Here is a 22,043-nt window from a genome sequence, read left to right as displayed (position 1 = left end):
ATTTATTTAAAAAGGTTTTTTATTATGCTAAATGAGATTCAAAAAGAAGCGCAAGAGCGCATGGAAAAAAGTATTGATGCGTTTCAGAATCATATTTCTAAAATTAGAACTGGTCGTGCATCGCCAAGTTTATTAGATGGCATTATGGTTGAGTATTATGGTAGCCCAACACCACTTCGTCAATTAGCCAATATCGTTGCTGAAGATGCAAGAACCCTTGCAATTACAGTATTTGATAAATCATTAACACCATTAATTGAAAAAGCAATTTTAACTTCAGATTTAGGATTAAATCCGGCATCAGCGGGTACCGTTATTCGAGTTCCTCTGCCACCGCTTACTGAAGAGCGCCGTCGTGATTTAACTAAAATTGTTCGTGGTGAGGCAGAGCAAGGCCGTGTATCGATCCGTAATATCCGTCGTGATGCCAATGATCAAATCAAAGCATTATTGAAAGATAAAGAAATTTCTGAAGATGATGAACGTAAATCACAAGATTTAATTCAAAAAGCAACCGATGCTGCTATTAAAAAATTAGATGCGGTACTTGCTGAGAAAGAGAAAGAATTAATGGAATTCTAATCTATTTCAAAAATTCATAAATATCATTTTGACGCCCAGTTTTATTAAATTGGGCGTTTTTATTTATTTCTTTAATATATTAATACTAGTTGTTGTATTTCAAATTCTCATAAATTAGCGATATAATGTTATTAAAGTAACATTATTTGTTTATATTTGTTATTTTTATAACATTACTCTTTACAAATTAACAAAATTAACTAGATTTAACATTAATAAAAAATTTAAGGAAACCTTTATGGATTATGCAAAGTATATTGATCATACTTTATTAGCGATGAATGCGACTGAAGATCAGATTCGAAAACTCTGTGATGAAGCAAAAGAATATCATTTTTATTCTGTCTGCGTTAATTCTGGCTATGTCCCTTTAGTGGCAGAGTTATTAAAAGGTAGTGATGTAAAAGTATGTTCAGTAGTCGGTTTTCCACTTGGTGCTATGCTTACGTCAGCTAAAGCTTATGAAACAGAAATGGCTGTTAAAGCTGGCGCAGAAGAAATTGACATGGTAATCAATGTCGGTTGGCTAAAAAGCAATAATTGGAATGCAGTTAAAAATGATATCGAAGCGGTATTCAAAGCCTGCGGTTCAGTACCATTAAAAGTTATCTTAGAAACTTGCTTATTAACCAAAGAAGAAATTGTTAAAGTTTGTACAATTTGTAAAGATATTGGCGTTGCTTTTGTCAAAACATCTACCGGCTTTAGTACTTCTGGTGCAACAGTTGAAGATGTAAAATTAATGCGTGAAACGGTCGGTGAAAATATGGGCGTGAAAGCGTCTGGTGGTATTCGTGATCGTATGACTGCCGAAAAAATGGTTCAAGCTGGTGCAAATCGTTTAGGCGCAAGTGCTGGTATTGCAATCGTTTCAGGTAGCAGTACATCATCTAGCAATTACTAATCAATCATAACAATAAGTTACATATATATTATGTAGCTTATTGTTATTTAGGAAAAACAATGGAAACTCAACCACAAAAAAGAATAAATGAACTCCTTGAAATCCTAAAAAACACTGACAAAATCCATCTAAAAGCAGCGGCTGAAAAATTAGCAGTGTCAGAAATGACTATCAGGCGTGATCTTAACAATTGCCCCTCCTCATTAATTGTCTTAGGTGGCTATATTGTCAATGAAGACCGTCATTCAATCGCAAAGTATTTCGTTTCAGATCAGCAGGATAAGCAAGTTGAAGAAAAAGCTTATATTGCAAAACTTGTTAGTCAATTTATCAATGAAAACGACACAATATTTTTTGATTGTGGCACCACCATGCCTTTTATCATTAACGCAATAGATAATGATATTGCATTTACTGCTATCTGTTATTCATTAAATAGTTTATTGGCACTACAACATAAACCTAAATGTAAGATCATTTTATGCGGTGGTCAATTCCAACCAAATAATGCTATCTTTACAAGTTTACATCAATCCAACCAGTTAGATTCTATCTGTCCGAATAAAGCCTTTATTTCAGCAGCAGGTATTGATTTGCAACAAGGAGTAACTTGTTATCATTTTGAAGAATTAGATATGAAGCAACAAGCAATGAAAAAATCAGCGCAAAAAATCTTGATTGCCGATCATACTAAATTTAATCAAATAAAGCCGGCATTTATTAGTGAATTGACTTTGTTCGATCAGATAATTACTGATAAACTGCCCGATGAGCAATTTATCTCTTTTTTTAATGAAAATAACATAAGTTTAATTTACTAATATGAAAAATATCACAATTTTAGGCTCAACTGGTTCAATAGGTTGCAGCACTTTGGCCGTTATTCGACAAAATCGAGATTTATTTAAAGTATTTGCTTTAACTGGTGGGCAGAATGTTGGCAAAATGACTGAACAATGTTTAGAATTTAGACCAAATTATGTCGCAATGGCTGATGAACAAGCGGCACAGCAACTTAAAAAAAATCTGCTTGAGCTAAAATTAAATATTGAAGTATTACATGGTCAACAAGCTATATGCGATTTAGCAGAGCTTACCGAAGTAGATATGGTAATGGCAGCTATAGTCGGGGCAGCAGGATTAAAACCAACACTTGCCGCCATAAAGAAAGGTAAACGAATTTTATTAGCAAATAAAGAATCTTTGGTAACTTGTGGTCATTTATTTATGCAGGCAGTCAAACAGTATGGTGCACAGCTATTACCTGTTGATAGTGAACACAATGCAATCTTTCAGAGCCTACCAACAACAGTCCAACAAAATTTAGGATTTGCTAATTTAACCGATTATGGTATCACTAAAATTGTCTTAACGGGTTCTGGAGGGCCATTTAGAGATTTACCACTCAATCAATTATCTAGTGTCACACCCGAACAAGCTATTGCTCATCCTAACTGGTCAATGGGTAAGAAAATCTCTGTCGATTCGGCCACCATGATGAATAAAGGACTAGAATATATTGAAGCCCGTTGGCTATTTAATGCTAGTGCTGACGAGATGGAAATTATAATTCATCCACAATCAATAATACATTCAATGGTTCGTTACCAAGATGGTAGTGTAATTGCCGAGCTCGGAATGCCTGATATGTGTACACCAATAGCCTATGCCATGTCATATCCAGATAGAATTTCATCAACGGTCCCAGCATTAGATTTTACTAAAATTTCATCGCTCACTTTTACTCAACCTGATTTTAATCGCTATCCTTGTTTAAAATTAGCGATTGATGCATTTAATCAAGGACAAGCTGCGACCACGGCACTTAATGCGGCTAATGAAATTGCTGTAGAGGCATTTCTTCAAAACAAAATCGGCTTTATGGATATAGCTAAACAGGTATCAACAGTTTTAGAAACACTTGACTTTCCTGAACCAACCACGATTGAAGACGTATTTGCTATCGATCTATGGGCAAGACAAACCTGCATAAAATTATAGCTATACGGCCAAAAAGTTAAGATTAATGTTCTTATATTTAAATCTTAAGAATTATCGCTAGATTGATTATTTTGCACTTGCTCACTAATTGCCTGCACAATAGCTGCCTTATGTACCTCATCGCTATAATCTTGGTTCTTTTCTGGACTAATTCCTAATTTAAAAAATAAAGCATTATCTTTATCGACTTGAGGATTAGATGTAGTTAATAACTTATCACCATAAAATATTGAATTAGCACCGGCTAAAAAAGCCAGTGCTTGCATTTGCTCATTCATTTGTTCTCTTCCTGCTGACAAGCGTATATAAGATTTAGGCATCATAATACGAGCGACAGCTAGCATTCTAATAAAATCAAATGGTTCAATATTTTTTTCATTTGCTAACGGAGTACCTTTAACCTTGACTAAATTATTAATGGGAACACTTTCTGGGTGTTCGTCTAAATTGGCAAGTTGTATCAATAAATTGGCTCGATCTCTTAAAGTTTCCCCCATACCCAAAATACCACCCGAGCAAATTTTAATACCAGCTTCTCTTACATAAGCCAATGTTTGTAAACGCTCACTGTATGTACGAGTAGTAATTATTTGCTGATAAAACTCAGGTGAAGTATCTAAATTATGATTATAAAAATCTAAACCAGCATCGGCTAATGCGTAAGCCTGTAGCTGGGATAATTGTCCCAGAGTCATGCAGGTTTCCATCCCCAGAGCTTTAACACCTTTTACCATCTCCAAAAGATAAGGCATATCGCGATTTGTTGGATGCTTCCAAGCAGCACCCATACAAAAACGTGTAGCCCCAACAGTTTTGGCTGTTTTAGCTTCTTCTACTACTCTTTGTACTTCAAGTAATTTTTCTTTTTCTAAGCCAGTATCATGATGGATAGACTGAGGACAATATTTACAATCTTCAGGACAAGCACCGGTCTTTATTGATAACAGGGTAGAAACCTGCACTTTATTCGCATCAAAATATTGTCGATGTATGGTTTGTGCTTTGAAAATAAGATCATTGAAAGGTAATTGAAAAATATCCATTACTTCAGACAATACCCAGTCATGACGAATGCCATTTAATGACATAGAAAATCCTTTTAACAATCAACATAAATCTGCATGCATCATAATACATAACCCTACATTGTCAACCATTTCAATATAAAATAGTTTACATTAAAAGAGCTATTTTGCTATACAAAAGTTTATTGAACTGAAAACAGATATCTTGCACATAAAATTATTCATTCGCGAGTAAATTGATACAAGGCTCGAGCAACAAACTAGCTAATATTTTCTCATTTTATTAGCCATTTGTTTAGCGTATAAAGCAGGATTATCGCTTATAAATGATTGCAAAAATGCACGCTATCATTTAGTGCAATTAATGCTCTTTTAATGTTTTATGTACACGACAAGGGGTGCCCATAGCAATAACATTGCTAGGTATATCACGATCAACAATGCTTCCGGCAGCAATAACACTATTATCACCAATTGTTACACCTGGTAATACAATAACATTACCGCCAATCCAAACATTATTACCAACCGTAATCGGTTTAGCAAACTCCAATCCACTACTCCTTGTTTGGCTATCAAGTGGATGACCTGAAGTATAAAAACCACAATTGGGCGCGACAAGGACATTATCACCAAATGTTACTTTAGCTGCGTCTAATATAATACAGTTAAAATTAGCAAAAAAATCCTCGCCGATTTCAATATTATAGCCGTAATCACACTGAAAGCCGGGCATTATGGTAAATTTCTGTTTCGTTTTTCCTAATAATGTCTTGAATAATCGTTGCCGTTTATCAATAGCACTTGGCGATAATTGATTTAACTGAAAACAGATATCTTGAGCATAAAGTCGTTCATTTTCAAGTTCATCGATACTAGGATCATAAAGTAGTCCTGTTAGCATTTTTTGTTTTTCTGTCATTATTTACACCATTTGTTTAGCAATTAGCGCTGGGTTATCACTAATAAAAGATTGTAAAAATGCACTATCCGGTAATGCTGTTAATGCGCCTTTTTTAGTAGTCGCCAATGCCCCACAAGCGCTGGCTATCGTCATCATACTTTCTAACATTAATTTATCTTCCGGCATTCCCGATGAGGCAATACTACTAAGTAATCCAGCAACAAACGCATCGCCTGCACCTGTTGTATCAATACTATTAACATGGAAAGAGTCAAAACTAAACGTTTTACCTTGCCATAACACAATACTACCGTCTTTACCTTTAGTAATTAATTTAAGTGGTGCATTATAATGTTGTTGCAGTTTATTAAGTGCTACATGCCAATCTTGACTTTCCGTTAACCAGAATAGCTCTTCATCTGAAAGTTTAAGAATATCTGCATCGTGACAAAATTGGGTAATAATAGTACGCATTTCATTTTTATCCTGCCACATTTGTTCGCGCAAATTAATATCAAAGCTAATTAAGCCATTCTTGGCAGTCAGTTTTTCAATGGCTGTTTTTAATGTCTGTCGACAGGTTGTGCCAACTAACGCCAAAGAACAAAAATGTAAAATGTCCTGATTAAAATCCGGCAATGCTTGTTCAGATAAAAATTGATCAGCTGAAGGCGAAACAAGAAAAGTGAAACTGCGTTCACCATTATCTCCTAAATCAACTACCACAGTACTCGTTCTATGCTCATCGTCCTTTTCAAGACTTTGACAATCAACATGATGTTCACAAAAAGTTTTTTCCATAAAGTGGCCAAATGGATCATTACCGACTCGACCAATAAAAGCCGATGGTAGCCCTAACTTAGCTATCGCAATGGCAACATTCGCTGGAGCACCGCCAGCACAGGCTCGATAGTTCATTTCACCAAATGGCAATAAGTCAATAACGGCATCACCAAGAGACCATACTTTTGTATTTTTCATTTTGTCACTCATTTTATTGTTAAAAAGGATTGAATGTATGTAACACGATTAATGTTATTGCACTATACTTTTCGATTAAATTAGTTAATTAATGACTAATTAATTGATATGCTGATAATCAATATTAATAATAAACTAAATCATTTATAAAAAAAATCATTGTTAACGTTAAAAATATGTGACTAGTATCACATAAATTAACGTTTATTTTATTATAAGTTAACGTTAACAACTATTTTGAGGTAGTATGTAATTATATTAACTTAACTCAATTTGAACGAAGGTAATGTTATGAATACTGCAATTGATAAAGCAAACCAAGCTATAGAAAAACTAGAACAACAAATAAATAAACAGTATTACCCTCATTTTCATTTAGCACCACCAGCTGGCTGGATGAACGATCCCAATGGATTAGTTTATTATAAAGGGCAATATCATGCCTTTTACCAACATCATCCTTATGATGAAAATTGGGGGCCTATGCATTGGGGTCATGCGGTAAGTGATGATCTGATTACATGGCGAAGATTACCTATTGCTATTGCACCCGATCATGATTATGACCAAAGCGGTTGTTTCTCTGGTTCAGCCGTAGATAATAATGGTGAACTGTGTTTAATTTACACTGGTCATATCTGGCTAAATGGTCAAGGTAATGATGAACATATTCGTGAAACCCAATGTCTTGCTACCAGTAAAGATGGTATTCATTTTGAAAAACATGGTACTGTGCTGACACCAAAAGAAGGGATTATGCATTTTCGTGATCCTAAAGTTTGGCAACAACAAGGAAAATGGTGGATGGTGGTTGGGCAACGAGAAGCCAATGACATTGGGCAAGTATTGCTTTATCGTTCAACTGACTTAAAAGATTGGATATTTGATCAAGTACTTATCAGTAATATTGATCCTAATGTTTATATGCTTGAATGTCCTGACTTTTTCCCATTGGGTGATAAATGGATCTTGATGTTTTCACCGCAAGGCATGCACGCTAAAGGTTATCAATATCGTAATCGATTCCAATCGGGTTATATTGTTGGCGATTGGCAACCTGGTAAACCATTTACCGTCATTAAATCATTCCAAGAGATGGATTTTGGTCATGATTTTTATGCACCACAATCATTTCTTGCCGCTGATGGTCGCCGAATTGTATTTGCATGGATGGATATGTGGGAGTCAAAAATGCCAAGTAAACACGATAAATGGATGGGGGCATTTACTTTACCACGTGAATTAATCCTCGATCGCCAAAACAAAGTTCGTAACCGACCAGTGAAAGAACTTGAAGCTTTGCGAGAAAAACCGCAATCATTAACCAATATCACATTAAATAATGAATTAAAAAATACCAATATAGAGTCAATTAGTTGTGAACTTAATGTTGAAATTGATTTAGCCAATAGTAATGCCGAACGTTTTGGCTTACAACTCGCTGCTACCCCAGATGGTAAACAAGCTACATTATTGTATATTGACTTGCAATCTAATCGACTGGTTCTTGATCGAAGCCTTTCTGGACTTGATTTAAAAGGTTATCGCAGCGTACCATTATCAAGAAACAAAAAAGTAACATTGCATATTTTTGTGGATACATCATCAGTCGAGGTTTTCGTCAACAAAGATTTATATAGTCTTTCAAGCCGTATTTATCCAAAATTACCAGCTACACGTTTAATTAATTTATTTGCTGAAAATGGACAAGCAAGAATTAGCAAATTAGAAAGCTGGCAATTAAAATCTATTTATCAGTAATTGCTAATAAAAACCACCATAATATGGTGGTTTTTTTACTCTAGACAGATTCTCGTGCTAAATAAGGCGATGGGATATGCGTGACATTTTTCTCGCTTTGGCCATTAATGATATGTAAGGCAGCGGCTTGTCCTATTTCGTAATGAGGTAATTGCACGGTAGTTAGTGCAGGATAAAAAAGCTCACCAGTACCAACCATATTATCATAGCCAAGAACGGCGATATCCTTCGGTATATGAAACCCTTTGCTAAGTAAAAATTGATATGCAACAAAAGCGATGCGGTCATTACCGCAGATCAATACATCAAAATCAGGTTTTTTAATACAATGTTTTGCTAAGATCTCTACCGTCATCATATACTCTAACGCAAGATTATCTGGGGATATAGACGTATGATAGCTTTTGATATCCGCTAAATCATTACCTGCATCTAGCCATGCTTGTTCAACCGCTTTACGTCTAATTTTACCGGCTAAGGTATTTTCTGATAAATAGATGCAGAGTGGTTTTTTATAGCCTTTGTTGATCACGTTTTGCATAGCTTGATACTGACCAGAATAATCATCAGGAATGTAACAAGCAAGTTGTTCTGAATCACTAATACAATTGGCTAAAACTAGATTCTTACCTAATAGTTTTTCAGGTAGTTGAACTTTTCTTAATCCCATTGTGGTATAAATAATACCATTAGGTCGATAAGATAAAAGCGTATTAATCGCATGATCAGCATCTTTATCATCAAATAAATTGACGATAAATGTATTCCAACCATGTTGCTGTGCCGTTTTTTCTATTGCCTGAAGTAATTCAACTGAAAATGGTGTCGTTGCCGTTTCTAAGGCCAACACGCCAATAGCATGTGGCCCTGAATTATCACCTCGAATTTTACGTGCTGATAAGTCAGGCACATAATTTAATTCTTCAATAGCTTTCTTCACTTTTTTATAAGTTTGTTTATTTAATTTTTCAGGATTATTGATCGCTCGAGACACTGTCATTAATGAAACAGATGCCAGTTTAGCCACATCCTTTAGTGAAGCCATAGTTGGATCCTTTTACTCAGCATAAAAACAATTAATATTTAGTTAGTGTGATGATACCACAAATAAAAATGATAAAAAGTGTGAGGAAAGTAACATTTATGAAATCTGATTCTATCTATTTTATTTCAATTATGGCCATAATGTTAACATTAACATGTTAACGTTAAACTAACCAATAGAAGAGAATGAAAAATGAATATAGATATGATAAAAAATAAAAATTATTGGTTCTCATCAGGCTATCTTATTACCTTTTATGCTGCATGGTCGCTTTGGTGGTCTTTTTATGCGATTTGGCTTAAAAGCAAAATTGGATTATCTGGAGAACAATTAGGGGTTGTGTATGCAGCTAATTCGGCTGCAGCCATGTTTTTTATGATCTTTTACGGTATCATTCAAGATAAATTACAGATAGGAAAAGCGGTTGTTACTTTTCAAAGTATCATGATGATACTGATTGGCCCTTTTTTGATTTATGTTTATGAACCACTATTAAGGCAGGATTTTATATTAGGTGTTTGTATCGGCGCACCGGTATTAAGTGCGGGCTTTATATCGGGCAGTGCTTTAATTGACTCGTTTATCGAGCGGATAAGTCGTTTATGTAACTTTGAATTTGGCCCAGCAAGATTTTGGGGCTCATTTGGCTATGCTGCTGCGACATTTGTTGCCGGTATTTCATTTGGCATTGATCCACATATTAACTTTTGGCTCGCTTCTGGCGTCGCAGCTATCTATTTCATCATCAATTTATTTTTTAAACCTACACAAAAACTATCGGTAAGCAATAACACACCGCAAATAATAGTACCGAAGCCAAATATTCCAACAATCAGTGAAATATTATCACTTTTTGCCCTTCGTAAATTTTGGTTATTTGTTGTGTTTATTATTGGTACTTTCAGTTTTTATACCATTTATGATCAGCAGCTATTCCCGAATTTTTACACCAGCTTTTTCGAAAAAGAGGAAACCGGTTATAAAATTTATGGTTATTTAAATTCATTCCAAGTTTTTCTTGAAGCAAGTTGTATGATTATTGCACCTTATTTTATTAATAAATTGGGAGCTAAAAAATCACTATTAGTGGCGGCATTAGTGATGATTTGTCGAATAGGTTTATCAGCAAGCTTAGATAATGTCTACCTAGTCTCTTTGGTCAAACTATTTCATGCAATTGAAATTCCACTGTTTATTTTAGCTATGTTCAAATATATTGTAGCTAATTTTGATGCTAGACTTTCAGCAACACTTTATTTGGTTGGTTTTAATATTTCGTCAAATTTAGGGGTTATTGTGTTGTCAAAACCTGTGGGTAAATTATTTGATAATCATGGCTATTCATCCACTTTTTATATACTTGCTAGTATCGTGCTAATCATTTCATGCATCGCGATATTTACTTTAAGTGATAATAAACAAGCAAATAATCAATAACAATTCAATAATCGAATAAAAAAATGGGAACAATCAGTTCCCATTTCACAAATTATCAGCGGTTTGTCTATTAAAGCTTGCGTCTATCCATTGTTTGCGAAACAATACCAAATATCATAACTAATGTTTAAATCTATATAGGTATTTGGCGTGAATACAAGCAAAAAAATTGTTAAACCAGCTATGTTGTGGCAAACAATTCGACAAGAAGCATCGAAACTGGTTGAAAGTGAACCAATGTTAGCGAGTTATTTCCATGCAACATTACTTAATCATGAAAATCTAGGTAGTGCCTTAAGTTACATTTTAGCCAATAAACTTGCCACCCAAGTTGTACCTGCAATTGAAATCCGCGAGATAGCCAGACAAGCTTATCAGGCTGATGATAATATTATCCATGCAGCCATTACCGATATTCTAGCTGTGTACGTTCGTGACCCCGCCACGAATTACTATTCAACGCCATTGCTCTATTATAAAGGTTTCCTCTCATTACAAGCTTATCGAATTGCACACTGGCTTTGGAAACAAGATCGTAAATCATTAGCAACCTTCTTACAAAGCCAAATTGCCATTGTTTTTGGTGTTGATATTCATCCGGCAGCCCAAATAGGTTGTGGTGTTATGTTTGACCATGCAACAGGTATTGTCATTGGTGAAACGGTAGTGATTGAAAATGATGTCTCTATCCTACAATCAGTTACTTTAGGAGGCACCGGTAAAGAAAATGGCGATCGTCATCCGAAAATTCGTGAAGGCGTCATGATTGGTGCCCATTCGACAATATTAGGGAATATTGAAATTGGCAAAGGCGCTAAAATTGGTGCCGGTTCAGTAGTTCTAGAGCCTGTACCAGAACATACTACGGTGGCAGGTGTGCCAGCTAAAATCGTTGGTTGTCCTGACTGTGATAAACCAGCATTAAATATGGATCAAGATATCTAACTGCAAAAAGAAATGTTGTATTCCGTTGCTAACCAACAACGGATACAATAGTTGAAAATTATGATTGAGAGTTTACATTTACATCCATAGTTGGATATGGAATGTTGATACCATTTTCAGTTAAGCCATTTTTAATATTTTCAAGTAGTTCAGCCTTTACTGGCCCATAATTGGCATTGAGAGTCCAAACTAAAACATTAAAATTCATCGATGAAGCATCCAATAAATCCAAACGGATAATTGAATCTTTACTTGTTAAGATATTATTCGTTTTATTCACTGCTTGATTTAAAACTTGATAAACCTTTTGAATATCTGAATCATAACCAACATTAACGACTAAATCTAAACGTCTTTCTGGCAAACGAGTATAGTTAATAATATTAGCACTAACCACTTGCCCATTTGGAATGACAACAACTTCATTAGTTGGTGTAACAATAGTCGTTGAAAAAATTTGAATAGAATCAATCACCCCTCTTTGGTTATTAATAACCACGGTCTCACCGACTTTGAAAGGACGAAAAATAATTAAAATCACGCCAGCAGCAAAATTTGACAAAGATCCTTGTAAGGCTAAACCGACAGCTAATCCGGCGGCACCTATCACGGCAACAATTGATGCTGTTTGGACACCAAGTTGTCCCAGTACAGCTACTAAAGTCATTACAATAATGGCGTAATAGGATAAAGAACTGACAAATTTAACTACAGTTGGATCAACGTGACGATTGGTTAATATTCTTCTTAGCTGACGAGCAACAAATTTAGCAATTGTTCGGCCAATAATAAAAATAATAATAGCAAAACAAAAATGTGCTACATAACTTAATACTACCCCATCATATTTTTCTATAAAAAATAGAATCTGATTGGTTATATTTTCAAAATTCATGAAATTATCCTCTGTAATAATAACAGAAATAGTTAGAACAATAATTGTTAGTAAGTCGAGTTAAACTAACTGTTTTGCTAATAAAGCCCAACGGGTTTCAAAGTTTGTTGTAGGTAGATACTTAAAACCTGAACGAGAATAACGTGCCATCATTCCTTCGCAAAATGCAAGCAATTGACTAGCTAAAATACGTTCATCAGTAATAAAAGCAATACCTTCGCGAATTTTTCTTTCTCGTATGACTTGCTTTATCTGAGTTTCGATTCGTTCAAATAATTGACTAATTCGATCTTGTAATTGTTCTTGTTCAAACATTAAGGCATGCCCAGTCATGATACGAGTCAGGCCGGGATTTTTTTCAGAAAAGCCAAGTATTAAGGCTAAAATAAGTTGCAGTCGAGCAAAGGTATTTGGTTCATCTTGCATAATCACATTAATACGAGAAAGCAAAATATCTTCAATATAAACAATTAAGCTCTCAAACATTTTCGTCTTACTAGGAAAATGTCGATACAATGCTGCTTCAGAAACACCAACCGTTGCGGCTAACTTAGCTGTTGTTATTCGTTGCGTACCTTCATTAGATTCAAGCATAGCTGCCAATGCTTGCAGGATATCTTCTTTACGATTTTTATTTTTGCTACTCACGATTATTTCTTACCTGAATGCCCAAATCCACCTTCACCGCGTGTTGATTCAACAAATTCATCAACAATATTAAATTCTGCTTGTACCACAGGTACAATAATTAATTGCGCAATACGATCACCAGCTTCAATAATAAATGGAGTTTGGCTACGGTTCCAAACTGGTACAAATAGTTGACCTTGATAATCAGAATCGATTAAACCAACTAAATTACCAAGAACTATACCATTTTTTGAACCAAGTCCTGAACGAGGTAACACTAATGCAGCTAAGCTAGGATCAGCAATATGCATAGATAAACCAGTTGGAGTTAAAATCGTTTCGCCTGGCTTGATTTCGGTAGTTTTATCAAACATTGCTCTTAAATCGATACCTGCTGAACCTTCGGTTGCATAAGTTGGCAGTGGAAACTCATTACCTAAACGTCTATCTAATACTTTAATATCAATTTTTCTTTTCATCATGACTCGCTTTATATCGTGTTATAACTGCTTGAAGTAACTGTTTTGCTAATTGTTGTTTACTGCTTAATGGTAACGTTTGTTCGCCATTTTGCCAATAAAGTGTTAATGCATTTTGATCAGAGTTAAAACCTATATTATGGTCCGATACATCATTAGCACAAATCAGATCTAAATTTTTTGTAGTTAATTTTTTAAGGGCATAGGTCTTTACATCATTCGTTTCAGCGGCAAAACCAACGACAAATGGACGGTGTTCTTTTAATCCAGCTATACTGGCAACAATATCCGGATTTTTAACTAATTTAATCACAAGTTCATTGCTATCATCAGTTTTTTTAATTTTATTTTTAGCAATAGTCTCTGCTCGATAATCGGCAACAGCCGCACAAGAGATAAAAATCGCAGATTTTTCTGCCAAAACCAATGCTTCATCATACATCTGTTTAGCACTTTTTACATTAATGCGATTAACATTGTTAGGTGTTGTTAAATTAACTGGACCACTAATTAAGTTTACTGTTGCCCCCATTTCGGCCGCCGCTTTTGCAATGGCAAAACCCATTTTACCAGAACTATAATTACTGATATAACGGACTGGATCAAGCTCTTCAATGGTAGGACCAGCTGTGACGGTAATGGTGGTTCCCGCGAGTTCAGAATTAGCTAAAAAATAGTTATTAATACTTTCAACAATAGTTGTCGGTTCAACCATGCGACCAGGACCAATGTCACCACACGCTTGAAAACCCTCATCTGGACCTAAAACTAATATATTGCGTGATTCTAATGTCGCTAAATTTTGCTGCGTTGCGGCAGCTTTATACATCTGTTGATTCATCGCTGGTGCGATGACAATTTTGGCTGGCGTTGCAAGGCAAATCGTCGATAGCAGGTCATCGGCAATACCATTTGCCATTTTAGCAATGATATTCGCTGTAGCCGGAGCAATTAATACTAAATCAGCCCATTTAGCTAATTCAATATGGCTCATTGAGAGTTCAGCAGTAGGATCGAATAACTCTTTTGAAACTGCATTACCAGACACCGCTTGTAAAGTCATTGGTGCGACAAAATGGCTAGCGGACTCAGTCAACACAACTCGTACTTGTGCACCAGCCTTTTTTAAATGGCGGACAAGATCTGGACATTTATAAGCAGCAATGCCACCCGTTATGCCTAATAAAATATTTTTACCAGATAAGCTCATAATTCTAGCTATCCTCAGTCCAAAATTAAAGTCGTTATATTACCATAATTAAATTAGATAATAAGTAACTCTTTCGCATTGGCTAATGTCGCATCTGTAATTTTATCGCCGCCCAATAACCTAGCTAACTCATTTAAGCGACCATTTTTATCTAATCTTTGCATATCAGTCGCTGTCTGTTTGCCATTTGTTTGTTTACTTACAAAGTAATGTTGATTAGCTTGACCCGCTACTTGTGGCAAATGTGTCACAGTAATAACTTGAGTTGATTCACCTAGTTGTCTTAATAACTGTCCCACCTTAGCGGCAGTAGGTCCGCTAATACCAACATCAATTTCATCAAAAATCAGTGCCGGTGTATCCATTTTTTGTGCTGTTAAAACTTGTATAGCCAAAGCAATACGAGATAATTCACCGCCAGATGCGACTTTTCCTAAAGGTTGTGCAATTTGTCCTGCATTGGTACTAACTAAAAAGGACACCTGATCTGCACCATCTTCATTCAAGCGGTTTTCATCGAATGTTATATCAATACTGAAATCACCATTTGGCATAGATAGTTCATGCATAGTAGCCGATACTTTTTTAGCTAGTGTTTTGCTAGCTGTTAAGCGTTTTTGGTGTAATTTAGTTGCTAATTCTACAGCAATTTGTTGATATTTTTTGATCTGCTCTTTTAATTGCTCACCTTGTTCATCTTGCTGATTAATCTGTTTAAATTCATTAAGTAAACTCTGATGTAATTCAGGTAACGCTTCCGGTGACACATGGTGCTTACGTGCCAAAGCAATCTGTTTTGATAAGCGTTGTTCAAGTTGCATCACTCTTGCCGGATCCAACTCTAAACTTTCACTATAATGACGTAATTCATAGCAAGCTTCTTTAATTTGGATAGTGGCTTCTTCTAGCATTGCCGAAACATTATTTAAGGATGGATCTAATGCAGCTAAATCATTAATAATATGTTTAACACTATTAAGCATATTACTTACATTGTACTCATCAGCTTCGTCGAGTAACATTATCGATTGTTGACTAAGGTTAATTAGCTGTTCACTATTGGCTAACTTCTTATATTCCTCATCAATTTGTTGATATTCCCCTTCAATCGGCGAAAATTCATTTAATTCTTTTAACTGATATTGCAATAATTGAACATGTGCATCACGTTCTTGTTTTGAGGATTGATATTGTTGATAAGCTTGGCTAGCCGTTTTCCATTGCTTATAGGCCTGTTGCATTTGCGATAATAAGTTCGGTTCATGCATATAGTGATTAAGTAATATTTGTTGATAATCACTTTTTAACAAACGCTGATGTTCATGTTGGCCATGAATTTGAATTAGCATTTGTCCTAAATCTTTTAATTGTGAAATTGGTACAGCTCGCCCATTAATAAATGCTTTAGAACGCCCATCTTGATTGATGACTCGTCGTAAAATACAGTCATTACCTTCATCAAGTTGATTTTCAGTTAACCATGCATATGCCGCTGGTGTGTCATCAAGGATAAAACTAGCTGAAATATCTACTCGTTCTGCACCATTACGAATGGCAGAGGCATCTGAACGATTACCTAAACATAGTCCTAAAGCATCAATCGCAATCGATTTACCGGCCCCAGTTTCCCCTGTAATTGCGGTCATCCCTGTTGTAAAATCAACTAACAACTGATCGACAATAGCAAAATTATTAATAGTAAGTTGAGTTATCATAATAATTAAATAAACACATGCAGCTGATTAAAATTAGTACGAGTATACCAACAAAAACACTGTAAATAAATACAGCTTTTTAAATAAAATTACGATTTAATTTTATTATTTTAACTAGAATTACGTTGCTATCTTGATTTTACCTTACTTGCAAAACTGATTCTTTCGCTTAATAATTAAGCAAATCGATAAAAGGGGGTCGTCAATTGATAAGAAAAAAATAAACCATTGATAACAACTGAATCAATGGTTTTGACCAATCATTAGTTTATATATAAGTTGATGTTATAGTTAGTTAATATAATGAACTAATCACTTCATAAATTAGTTGTAAATTTAATATCACTAACGAAATAGTTGCTATCCAGCCTAAAATAGTAGTTAACTTACGGTTAACAAACTCCTGCATAATTTTTTTATTTGAAGTGACCCAAATTAAAGGCACCATGGATATCGGTAAAGCGATGCTCAAAAATACTTGAGTATAAATTAATAAATTTTCGACAATATTTTCTCTATCTCCCCAAATATAAATACATAAAATAACCGGAGTCACCGCCAATCCACGACTAATTATTCGTCTTGCCCAAAGAGGAATCGATAAATTGATAAATCCCTCCATAACGATTTGCCCTGTCAATGTACCCGTAATTGTTGCATTTTGACCGGATGCCAGTAATGCCACAGCAAATAAAGTAGCCATAACTGAACTCGCTACTGGCCCCACCATATGTGGGTCTTTCAAAGCATCATATAGCTGTGTAAATCGACCAAGATCATCAGGATTATTACCATAAAAAAGGGCGGCACCAAGAATCAATAATAGACAATTGATGATGAACGAAAAGGATAACTGTATATTGGAATCAATGGTGGCATATTTAATTGCATCTTTTAGACTAGTTCGATTCTTTCTGTCATATTTTCTGGTTTGAACGATAGAAGAGTGTAGATATAAATTATGTGGCATAACAGTTGCACCAACAATGCCCAGCGCAATAACCAATGCTGAATCATGGCCTTTGATTGAGGCAGTAAAAATATCTGTTCGAGGAATAAAACCATTTATAATGTCACTGAATTCTGGAGATGCCCTTAACACTTCATAAGTGAAGATAATAAATATTGTCGCAATTAAACAAAAAACGATAGCTTCTATTTTTCTAAAACCAAACCGCATTAGAATTAACAAAATAACCACATCAAATACCGTTAATAAAACCCCAATTAATAATGGAATATCAAATAATAGGTTTAAGGCAACAGCACTACCAATTACTTCGGCAATTTCTGTGGCAATAATAGCTAATTCAGTGGATATCCATAAACAAAAAGCCACTTTTCTACCAACCATCGATTTAGTTGCTTGAGCAAGATCCATGCCTGTAACGATGCCTATTTTTACACACATCGCTTGTAACAACATGGCTATCAGGCTAGAAATTAATATTACTGATAGTAGTAAATAACTATAAAGAGCCCCACCTTGAATTGAGGTTATCCAATTCCCAGGATCCATATAACCAACAGCAACTAAAGCCCCTGGTCCAGAAAAAGCCCACAGTTTGCGAAAAAAACCAGCATTAGGGTTGGGAATATGAACCGTATTATTAATCTCTTCAAGACTTACTGTAGATATTTTTAACATAATTAAAACCTCTAAATGGATATATCGGCATTATACATGATAATGAGAATCATTATCAATTAATAACAACTCATTTATGGTTATTTTTAAAAATTATGATGATAATGTGTATTATTTATATTTAAGCGTGTATATTATTTATTCAAGATTAGTTTATATAGGTATGGCTATGCCTATTATGACTGATTAAAGATACAGAAGTCCATCCCAAATCATTATCAAAAAACTAAATAATATCGTTTTAGGTAACCGATTATTTTATAAAACAATCAGCAGTGTTAAGTGGCAGTAAACTGATCTAAATTATTGTCTATTCTCGTTTGAAAATCTATTTAATATAGTAAGGAATAAGTCACATGTTTGGAAATAAAACAAATCGTCAAATTATCATCTGGACAACAATTATTGGTGGTTTTATAAGTTCATTAGTAAAGTGGGGATCTGAAGTTAATATGCCCCCTCGAGTTCCTGGTGAAATTTCGCCACCAGCGGCACATATTGATGCTTGGCTTGGTTGGTTAGGCATCAATTCTCACTCGCTTGATTATATTTATCAAGGAACCAATGTTTTGGGTGCAGTCACTCTTTATCACTGGTTATTCAGTTTCGCTTTTGCTTTTGTTTATGTATTTATTGCTTATTTTTGGAATAAAATCCGACTTTGGTATGGGGCGTTTTATGGTCTAATTATTACCGTTGTCATGCACGGATTTTTAATTCCTTTATTAGGTTTCCGCCATCCTGCTTACGCACCAGAAGGAACAATTGGTTGGTTGTGGAATTTAAATGGCTATGAATTATGGAGTGAAATTCTAGGCCATATTTATTGGGGTGTTTCTATCGAGATCTGTATGATTGCAGTTCTAGCGCACTTTTCCAGACCAATCCGAGGCGAATGGCAAAAATAAATATTGTTTGCTCCCCTTCTATCCCAATCAAGATAGGAGGGTTTTGAATCTTAACTATATAAATTAATTATTAATCATATTTGTAAAATATTTAGATTAATCTTCTCTACTCTTTCCGCCTTTATATCACTAAGTTGTCGCTCAAGCCAGTGTGATTGACGAGCTTCCTTTGTCTTTTCCACCATGAAATTGTTTACCGGAATAAAAATAATAACCGCATACAATAAGCCAACCGCAAGATAATCAAACCAATGTTTACGTGACTTAAATAGGCAATACAGAATATTGACATTACAGTTAACAAAGAAAAAAACGATAATAAAAAAGTTCAAAATCGACTGAGCAGTCACAACACCAAGATGGTCATTACCTAATGATGGACAGATCAATGTAAGTTCAAGAAAGTAAATTAAATAAAGAATAATACACATAGTAACTATTATTGATCATGTTCTAAAATTTATTATTATCTTATATGCCGTTATTAAATAAATATATCTAATTTTAATTTAGATAAAAAAGCTAGATTATTTTGTTATAGTTAAAAACTATATCAATCCATAAAAAACTATAATTATTCAATAACAATTTTTTTTGTTATCTTTTTATCTACTAAAGAACTGCGATGAAATGAAAGGAAAATAAAATGAATACTGCTGTTATTGGATATCCACGTGTTGGTAAGCTTCGTGAATTAAAATTTGCTACCGAAGCTTATTTTAAAGGAAACAAAACTCAAGCTGAACTATTAAGTGAAGCAAAAGCGCTACGTGCAGAACATTTAAATCAACAAGCTGCTCAAAAAATAGCATTTATATCATCAAATGACTTCTCATTTTATGATGCAGTTCTCGACACAGCATGTTTACTAAATGTTGTACCAAAACGTTATCAAGATTTAGGTTTACCTGAACTCGATCGTTATTTTGCTATGGCTCGTGGTTATCAAGGCGATAAAGGTGATGTTCGCGCATTAGCTATGAAAAAATGGTTCAATACCAATTATCACTATCTTGTTCCTGAAATCGAAGATTCACTAGAAATAAAAATTGCCAGTAGCAAACCATTTGATGAATACCAAGAAGCAAAAGAACTCGGCATTCAAACTAAACCTGTTGTCATTGGTGCTTTAACCTTTTTCAAATTAGCTCAATACTTAGGTAGTAAGCAATTAGTTGATTTTAAAGCTGATATTATTAAAGCTTATCAAGAAATCATTCAAAAATTCACTGATCTTGGCACTGATTGGATTCAAATTGACGAACCAATTTTAGTGACTGATCTTACTCAACAAGATATCGAGTTATTTAACGAAATTTATCAAGCTATTTTATCTGTTAAAGGTAAAACTAAAGTCGTATTACAAACTTATTTTGGTGATGTACGTGACTGTTATAAAGAACTTGTTGCATTACCTTTTGATGGTGTTGGTCTTGATTTTGTTGAAGGTAAACAAACTTTAGCCTTACTTGAAAATAATGGCTTCCCTGCTGAAAAAGTATTATTTGCAGGTGTCGTTAATGGTAAAAATATTTGGAAAAATGATTACAAAAAAACTTTAACTTTATTAGCTAAAATTAAACAAAAAGCTGCAAACGTTGTGGTGAATACTTCATGCTCATTATTGCATGTACCTTATACATTACAAAATGAGACTAAATTAACTATTCAACAACGTGCTTATTTTGCTTTCGCTCAGGAAAAACTACAAGAGCTTGCTGAATTAGGCCAATTACTTAATGAAGCAAATCCAGATAATAATGCCGCTTATAAAGCGAACCAAACACTCTTTACCCGTGAGCGTGAAGGAGCTAACCAAGTAGTTCGTCAAAAAGTAGCAGCATTAAAAGAGTCTGATTTTACTCGTTTACCTGAGTTTTCAGTGCGTGAAGCTGAGCAGAAAAAAGCCTTTAATCTGCCATTATTACCGACTACAACAATTGGTTCATTCCCACAAACCCCAGATGTTCGTTTAAATCGAGCTAAATTTAAAAAGGGTGAAATTTGTTTAAATGAATATACCGAATTTAATAAACAAAAAATTGCTGAATGTATCAAACTGCAAGAAGAGATCGGTATTGATGTATTAGTTCACGGTGAATTTGAACGTAATGACATGGTGGAATACTTCGGTGAAAGCTTAAACGGATTCGTATTTACTGAAAAAGCGTGGGTACAATCTTATGGTACACGTTGCGTTAAGCCACCAATTGTTTGGGGTGATATTTCACGTTCAAAACCAATTACTGTTGAATATTCAAAATATGCACAAAGTTTAACTGATAAACCAGTTAAAGGCATGTTAACCGGCCCTGTGACTATCTTAAACTGGTCATTCCCTCGTGAAGATATCTCACAAAAAGAATCGGTATTCCAAATTGGTTTAGCGATCAGTGATGAAGTATTAGATCTTGAAGCGGCTGGTATCAAAGTCATTCAAATTGATGAAGCAGCATTAAAAGAAAAATTACCATTACGTAAAGCTGATTGGAATAGTGAATATCTAGATTGGGCAATTCCAGCGTTTAGATTGGTTCACAGCAAAGTACAAGCTGATACACAAATTCATACTCATATGTGTTATAGCGAATTTGCTGACATCATTAAAGATATCGATGCGATGGATGCTGATGTTATTTCATTTGAAGCATCACGCTCAAATCTACAATTAATTGATGTGCTTAAAGCTAATAACTTTAAAACAGAAGTGGGACCTGGTGTGTATGACATCCACTCACCACGCGTACCACCAGTAGCTGAAATCAAAGCAACTATTGAAAAATTATTAGCCAAAATTGATAACCAAAAATTGTGGATTAATCCAGACTGTGGTTTAAAAACTCGCGGTGAAAAAGAAGTAGTTGAAAGCTTAGAACACCTAGTTCAAGCAACCTTAGAAGTGAGAAAGACACTTAATTAACACTGTTTTTTATAAAGTTAATTAGCTTTGTCTGTCTTAATTACCGCCGCCTT

Annotated in this window: 20 protein-coding genes; 9 read left to right on the top strand and 11 right to left on the bottom strand. The window is 34.7% G+C overall.

Annotated features, from left to right (window positions below; genetic code table 11):
- Positions 1–24 precede the first annotated feature (24 nt).
- The 4 genes from frr to ispC all read left to right on the top strand — a co-directional run bounded on the left by frr (position 25) and on the right by ispC (position 3,487).
- Positions 25–582 (top strand): ribosome recycling factor, encoded by a 558-nt coding sequence (gene frr / locus H3S74_RS09260; protein WP_065579130.1) that lies wholly within the window; start codon positions 25–27, stop codon positions 580–582.
- A 238-nt stretch (positions 583–820) separates the two neighbouring features.
- Positions 821–1,486 (top strand): deoxyribose-phosphate aldolase, encoded by a 666-nt coding sequence (gene deoC, locus H3S74_RS09255; protein WP_198201588.1) that lies wholly within the window; start codon positions 821–823, stop codon positions 1,484–1,486.
- Between the two features lie 59 nt (positions 1,487–1,545).
- Entirely contained in the window at positions 1,546–2,307 is a 762-nt protein-coding gene (gene deoR, locus H3S74_RS09250; RefSeq protein ID WP_198247727.1) for a DNA-binding transcriptional repressor DeoR, read from the top strand.
- A 1-nt stretch (position 2,308) separates the two neighbouring features.
- Positions 2,309–3,487, top strand: a complete 1,179-nt coding sequence (gene ispC, locus H3S74_RS09245) for a 1-deoxy-D-xylulose-5-phosphate reductoisomerase (protein ID WP_198247726.1) — start codon at positions 2,309–2,311, stop codon at positions 3,485–3,487.
- A 44-nt stretch (positions 3,488–3,531) separates the two neighbouring features.
- Here the strand turns inward: ispC and bioB are convergent, their stop codons facing one another.
- The 3 genes from bioB to H3S74_RS09230 all read right to left on the bottom strand — a co-directional run bounded on the left by bioB (position 3,532) and on the right by H3S74_RS09230 (position 6,397).
- Entirely contained in the window at positions 3,532–4,575 is a 1,044-nt protein-coding gene (gene bioB, locus H3S74_RS09240) for a biotin synthase BioB (RefSeq protein WP_198247725.1), read from the bottom strand.
- 298 nt (positions 4,576–4,873) lie between these two features.
- Positions 4,874–5,437 (bottom strand): sugar O-acetyltransferase, encoded by a 564-nt coding sequence (locus H3S74_RS09235; protein WP_370547593.1) that lies wholly within the window; start codon positions 5,435–5,437, stop codon positions 4,874–4,876.
- On the bottom strand, positions 5,438–6,397 hold the full coding sequence (locus H3S74_RS09230; RefSeq protein ID WP_065613721.1) for an aminoimidazole riboside kinase: 960 nt from the start codon (positions 6,395–6,397) through the stop codon (positions 5,438–5,440).
- Between the two features lie 291 nt (positions 6,398–6,688).
- Between H3S74_RS09230 and H3S74_RS09225 the strand changes: the two genes are divergently transcribed.
- Entirely contained in the window at positions 6,689–8,158 is a 1,470-nt protein-coding gene (locus tag H3S74_RS09225; RefSeq protein WP_198247723.1) for a glycoside hydrolase family 32 protein, read from the top strand.
- Positions 8,159–8,198: 40 nt separating this feature from the next.
- On the opposite strand, the gene H3S74_RS09220 is transcribed toward H3S74_RS09225, so the two are convergent.
- Positions 8,199–9,203, bottom strand: coding sequence for a LacI family DNA-binding transcriptional regulator (locus H3S74_RS09220; RefSeq protein ID WP_198201582.1), 1,005 nt, complete (start codon positions 9,201–9,203; stop codon positions 8,199–8,201).
- 192 nt (positions 9,204–9,395) lie between these two features.
- On the opposite strand from H3S74_RS09220, the gene H3S74_RS09215 reads away from it, so the two are divergent.
- Together H3S74_RS09215 and cysE are read left to right on the top strand one after the other, a co-directional pair.
- Entirely contained in the window at positions 9,396–10,640 is a 1,245-nt protein-coding gene (locus tag H3S74_RS09215) for an oligosaccharide MFS transporter (protein ID WP_198247722.1), read from the top strand.
- A gap of 183 nt (positions 10,641–10,823) precedes the next feature.
- Positions 10,824–11,585: a serine O-acetyltransferase gene (gene cysE / locus H3S74_RS09210; protein ID WP_065579143.1), complete on the top strand. Its 762-nt coding sequence runs from the start codon at positions 10,824–10,826 to the stop codon at positions 11,583–11,585.
- Positions 11,586–11,643: 58 nt separating this feature from the next.
- Here the strand turns inward: cysE and H3S74_RS09205 are convergent, their stop codons facing one another.
- From H3S74_RS09205 to H3S74_RS09180, 6 genes are all read right to left on the bottom strand, one after another.
- Positions 11,644–12,480 carry a mechanosensitive ion channel domain-containing protein gene (locus H3S74_RS09205; RefSeq protein WP_198222569.1) on the bottom strand — a complete coding sequence of 279 codons (837 nt, stop codon included), beginning with the start codon at positions 12,478–12,480 and terminating at the stop codon, positions 11,644–11,646.
- Positions 12,481–12,540: 60 nt separating this feature from the next.
- Positions 12,541–13,128, bottom strand: coding sequence for a nucleoid occlusion factor SlmA (slmA, locus tag H3S74_RS09200; RefSeq protein WP_258334384.1), 588 nt, complete (start codon positions 13,126–13,128; stop codon positions 12,541–12,543).
- A gap of 2 nt (positions 13,129–13,130) precedes the next feature.
- Complete coding sequence (gene dut / locus H3S74_RS09195; RefSeq protein WP_198201580.1) at positions 13,131–13,589, bottom strand: dUTP diphosphatase; 459 nt, start codon at positions 13,587–13,589, stop codon at positions 13,131–13,133.
- A complete protein-coding gene (coaBC, locus tag H3S74_RS09190; RefSeq protein ID WP_370547592.1) occupies positions 13,573–14,802 on the bottom strand; it encodes a bifunctional phosphopantothenoylcysteine decarboxylase/phosphopantothenate--cysteine ligase CoaBC in 1,230 nt (409 codons plus the stop codon). The genes dut and coaBC overlap by 17 nt, the downstream gene beginning before the upstream one ends.
- Before the next feature lie 50 nt (positions 14,803–14,852).
- Positions 14,853–16,514, bottom strand: a complete 1,662-nt coding sequence (recN, locus tag H3S74_RS09185) for a DNA repair protein RecN (RefSeq protein ID WP_110448734.1) — start codon at positions 16,512–16,514, stop codon at positions 14,853–14,855.
- A gap of 295 nt (positions 16,515–16,809) precedes the next feature.
- Positions 16,810–18,162 (bottom strand): Nramp family divalent metal transporter, encoded by a 1,353-nt coding sequence (locus H3S74_RS09180; protein WP_110448735.1) that lies wholly within the window; start codon positions 18,160–18,162, stop codon positions 16,810–16,812.
- Positions 18,163–18,518: 356 nt separating this feature from the next.
- On the opposite strand from H3S74_RS09180, the gene H3S74_RS09175 reads away from it, so the two are divergent.
- Positions 18,519–19,070: a DUF1440 domain-containing protein gene (locus tag H3S74_RS09175; protein ID WP_110448736.1), complete on the top strand. Its 552-nt coding sequence runs from the start codon at positions 18,519–18,521 to the stop codon at positions 19,068–19,070.
- A 74-nt stretch (positions 19,071–19,144) separates the two neighbouring features.
- On the opposite strand, the gene H3S74_RS09170 is transcribed toward H3S74_RS09175, so the two are convergent.
- Positions 19,145–19,501 (bottom strand): hypothetical protein, encoded by a 357-nt coding sequence (locus H3S74_RS09170; protein ID WP_198247720.1) that lies wholly within the window; start codon positions 19,499–19,501, stop codon positions 19,145–19,147.
- Positions 19,502–19,716: 215 nt separating this feature from the next.
- Between H3S74_RS09170 and metE the strand changes: the two genes are divergently transcribed.
- Entirely contained in the window at positions 19,717–21,990 is a 2,274-nt protein-coding gene (metE, locus tag H3S74_RS09165) for a 5-methyltetrahydropteroyltriglutamate--homocysteine S-methyltransferase (protein WP_198201576.1), read from the top strand.
- Positions 21,991–22,043: the final 53 nt, after the last annotated feature.

Source organism: Gilliamella sp. W8126 (genome assembly GCF_016102185.1).
Classification (GTDB): domain Bacteria; phylum Pseudomonadota; class Gammaproteobacteria; order Enterobacterales; family Orbaceae; genus Gilliamella; species Gilliamella apis_A.
This window is presented reverse-complemented; position numbering and strand designations above follow the sequence as displayed.